The sequence below is a fragment of the Adhaeribacter radiodurans genome (assembly GCF_014075995.1).
In the GTDB taxonomy this organism is placed as follows: Bacteria; Bacteroidota; Bacteroidia; order Cytophagales; family Hymenobacteraceae; genus Adhaeribacter; species Adhaeribacter radiodurans.
Genome location: NZ_CP055153.1, coordinates 2,214,664 through 2,226,820, shown reverse-complemented (window position 1 = coordinate 2,226,820; position 12,157 = coordinate 2,214,664). Strand labels below are relative to the sequence as shown.

At 43.9% G+C, this 12,157-nt stretch carries 8 protein-coding genes; 1 reads left to right on the top strand and 7 read right to left on the bottom strand.

Annotated elements, in window-relative coordinates; genetic code table 11:
• Window positions 1-170: 170 nt before the first annotated feature.
• Window positions 171-1,226, bottom strand: coding sequence for an LLM class flavin-dependent oxidoreductase (locus HUW48_RS09310; protein WP_182415412.1), 1,056 nt, complete (start codon window positions 1,224-1,226; stop codon window positions 171-173).
• A 420-nt stretch (window positions 1,227-1,646) separates the two neighbouring features.
• On the opposite strand from HUW48_RS09310, the gene HUW48_RS09305 reads away from it, so the two are divergent.
• Entirely contained in the window at window positions 1,647-2,561 is a 915-nt protein-coding gene (locus HUW48_RS09305; protein WP_182415411.1) for a pirin family protein, read from the top strand.
• An 18-nt stretch (window positions 2,562-2,579) separates the two neighbouring features.
• Here HUW48_RS09305 and HUW48_RS09300 read toward each other — a convergent pair whose 3' ends face one another.
• The 6 genes from HUW48_RS09300 to HUW48_RS27250 all read right to left on the bottom strand — a co-directional run bounded on the left by HUW48_RS09300 (window position 2,580) and on the right by HUW48_RS27250 (window position 12,133).
• Window positions 2,580-4,763 (bottom strand): carboxypeptidase-like regulatory domain-containing protein, encoded by a 2,184-nt coding sequence (locus HUW48_RS09300; protein ID WP_220464006.1) that lies wholly within the window; start codon window positions 4,761-4,763, stop codon window positions 2,580-2,582.
• 327 nt (window positions 4,764-5,090) lie between these two features.
• Window positions 5,091-6,320: an efflux RND transporter periplasmic adaptor subunit gene (locus HUW48_RS09295; protein ID WP_182415410.1), complete on the bottom strand. Its 1,230-nt coding sequence runs from the start codon at window positions 6,318-6,320 to the stop codon at window positions 5,091-5,093.
• A complete protein-coding gene (locus HUW48_RS09290) occupies window positions 6,317-7,732 on the bottom strand; it encodes an efflux RND transporter periplasmic adaptor subunit (protein ID WP_182415409.1) in 1,416 nt (471 codons plus the stop codon). Before HUW48_RS09290 ends, HUW48_RS09295 begins: the two co-directional genes overlap by 4 nt.
• Window positions 7,710-8,966, bottom strand: coding sequence for a TolC family protein (locus HUW48_RS09285; protein ID WP_182415408.1), 1,257 nt, complete (start codon window positions 8,964-8,966; stop codon window positions 7,710-7,712). Before HUW48_RS09285 ends, HUW48_RS09290 begins: the two co-directional genes overlap by 23 nt.
• A complete protein-coding gene (locus tag HUW48_RS27255; RefSeq protein ID WP_182415407.1) occupies window positions 8,953-10,845 on the bottom strand; it encodes an efflux RND transporter permease subunit in 1,893 nt (630 codons plus the stop codon). The genes HUW48_RS09285 and HUW48_RS27255 overlap by 14 nt, the downstream gene beginning before the upstream one ends.
• Window positions 10,838-12,133 (bottom strand): efflux RND transporter permease subunit, encoded by a 1,296-nt coding sequence (locus HUW48_RS27250; protein ID WP_182415406.1) that lies wholly within the window; start codon window positions 12,131-12,133, stop codon window positions 10,838-10,840. Before HUW48_RS27250 ends, HUW48_RS27255 begins: the two co-directional genes overlap by 8 nt.
• Window positions 12,134-12,157 lie beyond the last annotated feature (24 nt).

The window sequence follows — 12,157 nt, the reverse complement described above, 5'->3', positions numbered from 1 at the left end:
TTCAGGCTCAGGATAAAACTAAAAAGCCGATGAATTTGCATTCAGCGGTTTTTTAGTTTTAAGCTTTCCTTAAAACCTTATGCCACACAATGGCGCGGAAGTTTCTTCCGTGCCTTTCCATAACATTAGAAACGATTAGATAGTAAGTTTAATTGTTAATTTGGCAAAGCCTACTTTGCGCTTACCTGTTTCTGCTTTTCTACTTCTTTTTTCACGGCCGGAGCTACCACTGTACCTAGTAATTCTATCGCCCGTAAAACTTTGGCGTGCGGTAAAGTACCCACACTTATATGCAGCAAAAAGCGGGTATTTCCAAAAAGCTCGTAATTAAACAAAATTTTATCAATAACCTGGTGCGGGCTGCCTACCAGTAAAGAACCTTCCGGCGAGCGCATCCATTCGTATTGTTGCCGGTTCATCGGAGACCAGCCTCGCTCCTGCCCGATCCGGCTCATTACTAAAGCATAAGGTCCGTAAAATTCATCGGCAGCTTTTTTTGAATCATCGGCGATATACCCGTGTGAGTTAATTCCTAATTGAAATTTGCTTTCATCGTGTCCGGCTTTTTTATAGGTAGTTTTATATAAATCAGTAAAAGGTACAAACCGCTCGGGCATGCCGCCAATAATAGCCAGGGCCATTGGTAAACCATAATCAGCTGCCCGCACCACCGATTCCGGCGTACCGCCAACGGCTACCCAAATGGGCAATTCCGTTTGGTAGGGCCGGGGGTAAACGCCGCGGTTGTCGATGGAAGGTCGGTGATGTCCCTCCCAAGTTATTTTTTCACCTTTATTTAATTTAATTAATAATTCTAATTTCTCGGAGAAAAGAGAATTGTAGTCTTTTAAGTCGTTGCCAAAAAGCGGGAAAGATTCAATAAAAGAACCCCTACCAGCCATAATTTCGGCCCTTCCTTTGGATAGTAAATCTACGTGGGCAAAATCCTGAAATACCCGAACCGGATCATCCGAACTCAACACAGTTACGGCGCTGGATAGCTTTATTTGTTTGGTTTTCACTGCCGCTGCTCCCAAAACTACCGCCGGAGCCGATACTAGAAAATCGGGCCGATGATGCTCCCCAATGGAAAAAACATCCAAGCCAACCTGGTCGGCTAATTCAATTTCTTCCATCAGGTTACTCATTCTTTCATAGGGAGCTAAAAGCTTGCCGGTAGATGGATCAGGAGTATTTTCAACGAAGGTGGTAATGCCTATTTCCATAATATATGTAGCTACATTGTTTATTTTGTAAATAAAGTAAAACAAGTAATAATAACGGATGTTTAAGGCAAAAGTGCTTAAATTTAGTTTTACTAATTATTCCAAAATTGGACTTTGAGTAATCCAGGATAACACAAACTTCATAATGCCAGAATCAGGTATAGAATTTAGGAAACAGGTTCTATCTTTTCATATTATAAAACTTCAGGCAGCTTTTTCTTTGGCCCATTTCTAAAATGATGCATCACTCTGTTATAAGGGATAATTCAGGGGTGGGGTGTAATGTAGTAGCATAACCTACAAATAAAAGTACTAACTGCCTTAACCTTAACTTTCTCCTTTTTGCTTGGTTTTACTTAATTATTTTGTCTTTTTACCGGGTATTTGCGTTTTTAAGGGCAACAAATTAATTGAAAAGGTATGCTGGATATTGTAATAGAAGCTCGTAAAGCGTCCATTGGTCCGGGAATGGACGTTCGCCGGATACTTCCTTTCCGGTTGCGCCGGATGGTTGGTCCTTTTATTTTTATGGATCATGCCGGTCCAATAGAATTAGCTCCCCAACAACCCACTAATATGGATGTTTTGCCGCATCCGCATATTGGTTTATCTACGGTAAGTTACTTGTTTGGCGGACAAGTTACGCACCGCGACAGTTTGGGTGTGCAACAAGTAATTCGTCCGGGAGAAGTGAATTGGATGACGGCTGGCAGCGGCATTGCCCATTCAGAACGGTTTGAAGATCCGGCAGCTTTAGCCGGTGGCCAATTAGAAATGATTCAAACCTGGGTAGCTTTACCGGAAAACGAGGAAGAATTAGCTCCTACTTTTGATAACTACAAACCCGAGCAGTTGCCTGTTTTTACCGATACCGGCGTATGGATGCGCCTTATAGCTGGTGATGCTTTTGGTTTAAAGAATAATGTAAAAACACACTCACCATTATTTTACCTGCATGTGGTATTACAGCAAGGAGCCCGATTCGGTTTGCCGCGGGAGCATTCCGAAAGGGGCGTTTATATAGCCAAAGGTAGCGTTGAAATCTTGGGCAGGTCATATTCAATTGGGCAAATGCTGGTCTTCAACAAAGGGGTAGATCCGGTAATTGTCGCCAAAGAAACTTCTACTTTAATGTTGCTAGGCGGCGAACCTCTGGGCCAGCGTTTTATCTGGTGGAATTTTGTTTCCTCCCGAAAAGACCGGATTGAACAAGCTAAAGCCGATTGGAAAGAAGGCCGGATTCTTCTCCCTCCAACTGATAACCTAGAATTTATTCCCCTACCTGAAGATAAATCCAGACCAGCCAGCAGTCCCGCTCCCGAAGCTCTTTCCTAAAAATATAATGTATTCTTATTACCTGGCTAAAGGGTCCGGACGCATTTGGAATTTAAATACTTTGCTGGTAGTACCTTTGCCGCCTTCCATATGGAAAGGAGCCCGGGTGCTAATGGTAGCCCAGAGTCCTCTGCCCTTCCAACCGCCTTTCGGATCATCAATCCGACCATCCAGCCATTTAGTGTAAAAGCCCATTGGGTAAGGAACCCGTAGTTTCACCCATTTCCCATCTTTAAGCACCAACAAAGCTTCGGATTCATTGCCGGTATTAATGGGAATATTCTCGCCCAAGCCAAACGTATTAAACTGGTCTACCCAGGTATAATAACTGGATTCAGCGCTTCCTTTGTAATTTACGCCTTTTAGTTGCGGCAAAGGTTCGGTGTAAAATGTCCAGCCATCACCACCGTGCTGGCCGGTGGCATTAGGACCATTGAGCGGATTTTTAACTTTACGCCGATCAAAGCTGGCCAAATGTCCGCTGGCTAATGCCACCCAAGCTACGCCGTTCCGGTCAATGTCCATCCCCCTAGGAGAGAAGCCTTCAACGGGTTCCCCTTTGTCATCTATGGGTAATTCGTAGTATTCTACCAAAGCTGTTTCAGATGGATTGGTACCCGGAACTAACCGTACTATTCCGCCCGGATAACCCAACGTTGATCCCCAAACCGAACCATCCGGAGCTGGAGCTACCGAGTAAAGACCTTTAGTAATCCGTTTGTCTTTTTTGGGATCTACCGGTTGGTCTGGTTCCACATACGCATCGCGCTTGCCGTTGCCATTGGTATCCAGAATAAGAGCCGTCCATCCCTGAGCTACTTTTTCATCACCGGTTTCCTGGTATTTTTTTGTATCAAACCACCCAATAACTTCTCCCCCGCCGCTGGTCCAAAGCGTATTTTTATTATCCTCCGCAAACATTAAATGGTGAGTACTAAAATTGGTACTGATTGGAGTATATTTTTTGGTTTTCGGATTATATACACCTAAATGGCGACCGGACCTTTTCAGCGGAAAAAGCTTGGCCGAGGGATGATCTTTAAAGTTATCGAGATTATCGGTGGGCCGTACGGCGGCAGTAATCCAAACATTGCCCTCCCCATCCATCATGGGATTATGCACGTTAGTTTTGCTGTTCCAGATGGCCTCCGTACCCCAGTAAGGCGAAGGTTCGAGTACTTCTCCGGAAATAACGGGAGTATTCGGGTCCCGTACAGTAAGCGGTATTTGGCTGGTAGTATGAGTTATGGGGTCCAGTACCGGTAGGTAATCGGCACTTGCTTCCAGGGCACCATACAAAGGTCCGTTCGCGTTTACAGTGGGGTTCCTTCTATCCGTAGAAACCAAATCGTGCAGATAAACCTTTGGATCAGCCCAGTCCCATTGGGTAATCACTACATTCCGTTCAATTCCTTCTGGCCGGGGTGGAGCCGGGGGCAATTCACCCGCTTTAATCCGGTCGGTCCAGTCGGCAAACATACGGAGTACTTCATCTTTTCCGATTTGGTGCAAGGCCGAAGTCATAATAGGTCCAGCCTGCCCCGAACGCAAACGGCGCTCCCACGCATCTACCGAATTATTAAAAGTACCTAAGGATTTCTGAAATTCCCGGGTGCCCTTACTGCCTAATTGATGACAAGCGAGACAAGTTCCTGATTTAATGCTAGACAGAAAGTTGGCCTGGGTTTTAACATTCGATAAAATGCCGTTACCATCGGGACCGGTCCCCGGAAATTTACTTTTTTCGGGCACATGTAACATAGAAAACCAATAACCAGCCGGGTAATATTCAGCGGCAGCTTGCGGAGTGGGTGCTACTACCGCCGTTAAGTCCAGATTTTGCCCGGGTTTAACTTGCTTTTTAGGAGAATCAACCAGCCCATAACCCCGTACCCAAACCGAGTAGTTAGCTTTGGGCAGATCAGGTAGTACATAACGGCCTTTGTCGTCAGTCACAACAATTTTGGCAAATCGGGTAGGCAAATCATGCGTTTCGGCAATTATCCATACTCCGGCTTCCGGACCATTAGGGCCGGTAACTACTCCACCCAGATCGCCCTCCCCCACTTGAATGTTTTTCGTACCAGAATTACTGGAGTTACAAGCGTTTAATGCCGCTAAAAAAGTAAGGCAAAAGAGGTAAATAAGCTTACTTAAAATAGATTCTTTCCTGTTACTGATACTATTTAAGGTGTGTTTCATAGTTATTAGTTTGGGCTTAAAAGGAAGAAAATACCAATTTTACATCTTAAAATCAGCAAATTAGGCCAACTAATATATCAATTTTATATTTTTGAATCAATAATCAGGAGAATTGAATTTTTACCCTTGTAATTTTTTATTAATTACTCTTCAATTGTTCGGTTGCTTTTTCAGGATAATAAAACTTAAGAGCCTATCTTTTTTGCATTGCCAGTGTTGTTGGAATAAAACGAAAGCATTTAAACAGCTCAGCAGGATATACCAGCAATCCGGAAGTAAGACTTTTTCTTTTTAGTAGGTTCGTTTTGGCAACAGGATTTCATAGGATTAATGATTGTGACCAGCCATCTGGTCGGATCCATTTTTTAAAACAGATTCGCTGTGAAGCAGGTAAGCTCCGGTTACAACCACAGTATCGTTGGCATTCAACCCACTAGTTATAGCTACCTGGTTAGCACTTTCCTCTCCCAGAGTAACCATTTTTGGCAAAAAAGTATTTTTGGCAGTTTGTAGCCACACATAGGCTCCGCGGGAATCGCGAATAACAGCATCTAATGGCACAACAAGAGCCTGATTGGTTGCACCTGGAAGAGTAATAGTAGCTTGCGTGCCGGCAATAAACTGTCCTTTTGGATTGGGCAGTTCTGCCCGGGCAATTAATACCTGAGTATTTTGCCGGAACTCCGGATTGATAAAAGCTATTTTCGTATTTATCGGTTTAGAAGTCCCTGCTATTCTTACTTCTATAGGTGTACCTATTTTTAACTGGTTGGCTTCCGAGGTGTATAATTCGGCTTCCACCCAAATTGTAGAAAATTGGTTAAGGCGGTAAAGTAAACTTCCTTCGGCTACATAAATTCCTTCTGCTGCGGCAATTTCGGTTACCGTACCGGAAGTGGGAGCCAGAAAAGTAATACGGGCATCTAATTGGCGGGCATTGGCTATTTTGTTTATCTGCGCATTCGTTAAGCCTACCAACTGCAATTTGCGTTCGGCAGCTTCCAGAATCGAAACAAACTGCTTTTGCCCCGGAAAAGCTTTTACCTGATCCAGTGCCAGCAAATATTCCTGCTCCATGGTGAGCAAGGATTCGCTGTACAATTCGTAAAGGGGCTGTCCTTTCCGGATTGGCCGGCCAGTTTCCTTCACATATAACTTTTCAATTCGGCCAGCGGCCCGGCTGCTTATTAAATCTACCTGGGTTTCGTCAAAAACTAACCGACCCGTTAAAATAGTATTACTCCCCACCTGACCTGTTTGCACCGTCCGTGCCGTTATATTACCCAGCTTAATCTGGGTATCACTCAACATGATACTGGTTGTATTATCCTGAGAAACCTGTTTCGTTACCGGTTCCAGATTCATACCACAGATGGGGCAGGAACCGGGTTCGCTCTCCACAATTTGCGGGTGCATCGGGCAAGTATAAGTAATGTTGGAAGCTGCTTGGCTAGATGCATTTTCGGCTTCGTGGTGCACGTGTTTGTCTTTTTCAAGACAAGAAACGAATACCCCGACCATTCCTAACAAGAAAAATTTACTAATTTTTTTTTTCATTGCATATTATCCTCCACCTTAATAAAGCTTTCGCTATCCACTAAAAATTGAGCGTTGGCTGCTACTACATCTTTGGCCGTTAATCCCGATACTATTTCTACCTGACTATTTGCCCGCTGCCCCACCTGAACCAGAACCGGTTTAAAAACATTATTAGATTTTTGAAAAGCTACAGCTTGCGTACCAATATCCAGAACGGCTTCTTTTGGTACCCAAAGTGCTACTCCGGTGTTGTAAGTAGCTTTTCCGGTAATTAATTGACCAATTTGGGTTGATTTATTTTTAGTTGGAAGTGAAGCGCGGACTTGGGCAAAATTTTCTCCTGCGGCATAAACCGGTTCTACCAGGCTAACTCGGGTGCGTACGGAGTCGCCGGGTATTTGATTAAAATAAATAGAGATAGTTGTTCCCGGTAATAATGGATTAGTTTGGTGACTGGGCACCTTAAATTGCGCCCATACCTGCGAAGCATCCACTACTTTTAGCAATGCCTGCCCGGTGGTTACGTACATTCCTTCCCGGATAGCAAATCCATTACTAGTTGTTGGTGTAGGAGTACTCGCCCCAGCACTACTACCCGTATTACCTGAATTACCCATTGTTGCCATGTTATCTCCTCCGGCGGTTGCGATTGAAGAGGCAGGAACTACAGACGGAGCTGCAGTGACTGCTGGGTCGAGTACATACCCGGTATAAGGACTGTACACCGAGAAAATATAGGATTCTTTTCCATTTTCGGCTAAAACATTTAATTGCGCCTCGGTAGCACCTAAAAATTTTAATTTTTGTCGGGCACCGTTGATTAAGGCCGTATTGGTAGGATCATTTTGCAACAGGTAAAGCAATTCTTTTTGCGCCGTTACCAATTCAGGGCTATAAATATCAAACAACTTCTGCCCTTTGCGTACCGGCTGGTAATTAAACTGCACGTATAATTTTTCAAGCCGTCCGCTAAACCTAGCTGGAATAATAAATTGTTGCCGGGTATCATAGGTTACTATTCCACTCATTATTATTTCATTTTGCACCTGTTTTTGTACCGGCCGAATAGTTTTTAAGTCAGCCACAATGGTTTGGTTCACTGGTTGCAAAAGATAATTTAAGTCGGATGTAGTGGTTACGGCAGGCGTATTCGCAGTTTGTTTAGCTACCAAGGTCATGCCGCAAACCGGGCAATCACCGGGCTGGTCGCGCACAATCTGCGGGTGCATGGGGCAGGTATATTGCACCTCAGTGGCATTTTCAGCAGCATGGTTATGGTTTTTGCGGCAAGCAGTAGTGGTAATGGCTAGTAGTAGAGAAATGATAACAATTGGAATTTTGAATAAAAATAATCTTCCCCCTACCTCCTCTAAAGGAGACCATGGATTCGCAAAAGTTTTTAATAAATTATTTTTCAAGTTCTTTCTCATAATTGACTCCAATCAAGTAGAGTTGTTCCAGGTTATTCAGGTATTCCATTTGGGCCATGTTCAGAGCTTCCCAGGCATCAATAACTAAGGGTAATTGTCCGGTATTTTGCTCGTAGCTAAGTAAAGTGGTTTCGTAATTTCGCCTTAGAGCCGGAATAATTTTGGTTTGGTAATTTTGAACCTGCGTCTTCTTTGTTTTTAACTCCAAAGCCATATTGGCTGCCATACCTTGGGCCTCTTTTAGCAGGTTTTCCCGACCAATTTGCATGGCTTTTATTTCCAGGCTCATGGCCTTGGAATTGGCTTTAAACATTCGGTTCGACCACGGCGCAATCGGGATAGATACCATACCCATAGCGGTAAATACCTGCGGCATCATCCGGTCGCGGGGCAGCATGTTTTCAAACCGGACATTAAAATCTGGCTTACGCATTATATTTTCGAGGCGCAGGTTCAGCCGCATCGATTCAATTTTTTTATCTAACTGCCGTACATCGCTCCGGGCCGAGCTGAAATAAGCAGTATCCAAAGACATAGTAACATCTGGGGTATTTACCACCGTATCTATTGTAAAACGGGTTTCTTTGGGCAGGTTCATCAGAATGTTCAACTGGATGTTCCTCATTTCAATCTCACTTTCATTCATCAGCTGCATGTTTTCCACCTCGTGCAATCTTCCTTCGGCTTTGTAAATACTGCCTAAGCTGCTTTGGTTATAAGGATATCTTACCTTGGCAAGCTTGAGCATAAACTCCATTATGCGTTGATTTTCGCGGAGGACAGATTTTTTTTTCTCTAAAACTACCCATTGGTAATAAGCAGTTTTAGCCTGGGTCCGAAACTGATTGTACATTACTTCATGACCAGCATCTTCAACTTCTGCCTGCGATTGCATGTATTTTTCTTTAGCTTTCAGTTTCGCCGGATTAGGAATTTCCTGCTGGGCCGCGGCCATAATCATACCTTTATCCCGGTCTTCCATAATCCTTTGCCCCGGATAAGGATACATAAACACTCCGGCTCCTACCATGGGCGGCATCCAGCTTTTGGCTCCTTCAGCATATTTTTTTAGGGCTTGGGTTTGCAAGTCGTGTTCCTGCAACATTTGATTATTATGATGAATATAGAGTAGTACACTATCCAGGTTCAATACCCGGTTCTGCGCTTGTAGAGGTAAAACAGCCAGTAATAAAAACACGCTTACCAGGTGTTTTATATAATTAATGTTTAACATCGTAAATTTCAATTTTGCCGTGTTTTCTGAGTTCGTACTCTTTTGTCATTTCAAAAACCACCGGCGTAACCAGCAAAATATGGATAGAAGAAGTAAATACACCACCAATCAAGGGCAACACAATAGGCAACATTACATCTGTACCAACTCCCGTAGCCCACAACACCGGAATTAAACCAAACAAAGAAACTGAAACCGTCATTATTTTGGGTCGCAAGCGTTTGGCTGCTCCTCTAAAAACATATTCCCGAATGTCCTGCTTGGTAATGGTTTGACTGGAATTGCCTTTTTCTGCTACTAACTGGTTCATGGCCTCGTTGAGGTAAACTACCATCACCATGGCCGTTTCTACGGCTAAACCAAACAGAGCAATAAAACCAACTGCTACCGCTACCGATAAGTTAATGCCGTAGAAGTACACAATAAATACCCCCCCAATCATGGCAAAGGGAATAGTTATTAAATTGAGTAAAGCTTCTTTTAAGGATTTAAAGGAGAAATAGAGAATCAGGAAAATAATGATAAGTACCAGAGGAATAATGATTTTCAGGGTTTGGTTGGCCCGAATTTGATTTTCCCATTGCCCGCTCCATTCCAGGTGGTAGCCAGTGGGTATCCTGGTTACTTCCTGGTTTATTTTCTGAATAGACTCCTGTACGGTACTTCCCAAATCCCGGTCGCGCACATTAAAAAGCACGGCTCCACGTAACTGGGCATTTTCAGACGCAATCATGGGCGGCCCTTCCACGAATTTTACTTCTGCCACTGCCGATAAGGGTACGGAACCCAAAGAAACGGATTGGATAGGAATGCGTCGGATGCGGTCTAGACTATTGCGGTATTCCTGGGCTAATCTTACGTTAATAGAAAATCGCTGGCGCCCTTCTACGGTATTCCCAATGGGTGTGCCACCCAAAGCAGATTCGACAACCGCATTTACATCATTCACCGACAATCCGTACCGGCCCAGTTCTTCCCGTTTTGTCTGAATTTCTAAATATTTACCACCGGTAACCGGCTCAATGTATAAATCCTTCACCCCCGGAATTTTCTGAAGTGCGTTTCTTACTCTTTCCGAAACCAAAGCAATGGAATCGAGACTTTGCCCATATACTTTCACTCCTACATCCGTACGAATACCGGTAGCCAACATATTAATCCGGTTAATAATAGGTTGTGTCCAGCCGTTTATCACCCCAGGAATTTGCAGCTTTTGGTCGAGTTCGGCTATAATTTTAGCTTTGGTCATGCCTTCCCGCCATTCCGTTTCGGGCTTTAATTGAATAATGGTTTCAATCATGCTGATAGGCGAATTATCCGTAGCGGTACTCGCCCGGCCCGCTTTACCTAAAACCTGCGCTACTTCCGGCACCGATTTAATAATTTTATCCTGCACTTGTAAAATGCGCTTGGCCTCGGAGTTAGAAATATCCGGCAGTGTGATGGGCATAAATAAAATGGAGCTTTCGTCCAGAGGCGGCATAAACTCCGAACCTAACCGTAATATCATCGGAATGGCAATAAGCAAGGCAATAATGTTAATGCCAATAGTTGTTTTACGCCACTCCAAACACCAGCGCAAAATAGGCCCGTATACCCTTTCCAAGCCGCGATTAATAGGATTGGTGTTTTCGGGTTTAAACTTACCTTTCAGAAAAAGGGAAAGTAGCACGGGGGTAACGGTTATGGCTATAAATGCATCTACAAGTAATATAAAGGTTTTAGTCCAGGCCAACGGGCTAAACAAACGGCCTTCCTGTCCAGATAATAAAAACACCGGTAAAAAAGAAGCAATGGTGATAATGGTACTCCAAAACACGCTAGGCCCAACTTGCTTCGAAGCTTTTTCGATGATTGCTAAGCGTTTCTTATTATCCATAATTTTCTTTGTTAAAAGCATCTTCCCTACTTTGCGCATCTGCTAAATGCCGGTACGCATTCTCTACCATTACTATAGCATCATCTACAATCACCCCAATGGCCAGAGCAATTCCGGTAAGCGACATTATGTTAGAAGAAATATCAAAGGCATTTAATAAAATAAATCCAATGGCAACCGAGAGCGGGAGTTGAATAATAATGATAAGGGCACTGCGCCAGTGAAAGAGAAAAATAAAAACTAAAACAGAAGCCACCAGCATTTCTTCTATCAAAGTGGCTTTTACCGAGTCTACCGATTCTTTAATTAAACCGCTGCGGTCGTAAACAATATTAAATTTTACCCCTTTAGGTAAACCAACGGCAACCTCTTTCATTTTGGCCTTTACGTTGGCAATTACTTCAGCGGCGTTTTCACCGTAGCGCATTACTACAATTCCCCCCACCGCTTCGCCCTCTCCGTTCAGATCAAAAATTCCCAATCGGGATTCACCGGTCATTTGCACAGTAGCAACATCTTTTACCCGTACCGGAATAGTATTGGTGGTTACCACCGGAATATCTTCGATTTGCTCCGTGGATTGCAGGTAACCGGTAGTTTTAATAATATACCCAATATCACTTAGTTCGAACTTGCGCCCCCCGCTCTCGTTGTTGTTCGCCCGCACCGCGCCAATTACCTGTGGTACTGATAGATTAAAATAAGTTAATTTGTTAGGGTCTAAGGTGATCTGGTATTGTTTCTGGAAGCCACCGAACGAAGCAATTTCGCTGACTCCCGCAACATTTTGCAACGAGAATTTCACGTACCAATCCTGAATGGCTCGCTGTTCGCCTAAATCCATACCGGGGGCATCTAAGGTGTACCAAAGAATATGGCCCACTCCGGTTCCATCCGGTCCTAAGGTAGGAACGGCGCCTTCGGGCAGTAAGCGGTTAGCGTAGTTGAGGCGCTCCAGCACTCGTTCCCGCGCCCAGTACACATCCGTTTTATCGTCAAAAATGATGTAGATAAAACTCATCCCAAACATAGAAACCCCGCGTACATACTTTACCTGAGGCATTCCCTGGAGGTTTGTAACCAAGGGATAGGTAACCTGGTCTTCGATAATCTGGGGGCTCCGGCCCATCCACTCGGTAAAAACAATTACCTGGTTTTCAGATAAATCCGGAATAGCATCCACTTTGTTTATGCTAATGGAATATACGCCCCAACCAAATAACCCAGTTGCCAGCAGCAAAACCACCAGCCGGTTGCGGAGAGAAAAAGAAATTAAACTACCAATCATAGCCGAAAAAATTAGTTCTCCCGG

What these genes read in the sequence shown, in the direction of transcription:
- HUW48_RS27250 (WP_182415406.1), bottom strand. Translation starts at nt 12,133, where the DNA reads ATGATTGGTAGTTTAATTTCTTTTTCTCTCCGCAACCGGCTGGTGGTT.
- HUW48_RS09300 (WP_220464006.1), bottom strand. Translation starts at nt 4,763, where the DNA reads ATGAAACACACCTTAAATAGTATCAGTAACAGGAAAGAATCTATTTTA.
- HUW48_RS09295 (WP_182415410.1), bottom strand. Translation starts at nt 6,320, where the DNA reads ATGAAAAAAAAAATTAGTAAATTTTTCTTGTTAGGAATGGTCGGGGTA.
- HUW48_RS09305 (WP_182415411.1), top strand. Translation starts at nt 1,647, where the DNA reads ATGCTGGATATTGTAATAGAAGCTCGTAAAGCGTCCATTGGTCCGGGA.
- HUW48_RS27255 (WP_182415407.1), bottom strand. Translation starts at nt 10,845, where the DNA reads ATGGATAATAAGAAACGCTTAGCAATCATCGAAAAAGCTTCGAAGCAA.
- HUW48_RS09285 (WP_182415408.1), bottom strand. Translation starts at nt 8,966, where the DNA reads ATGTTAAACATTAATTATATAAAACACCTGGTAAGCGTGTTTTTATTA.
- HUW48_RS09290 (WP_182415409.1), bottom strand. Translation starts at nt 7,732, where the DNA reads ATGAGAAAGAACTTGAAAAATAATTTATTAAAAACTTTTGCGAATCCA.
- HUW48_RS09310 (WP_182415412.1), bottom strand. Translation starts at nt 1,226, where the DNA reads ATGGAAATAGGCATTACCACCTTCGTTGAAAATACTCCTGATCCATCT.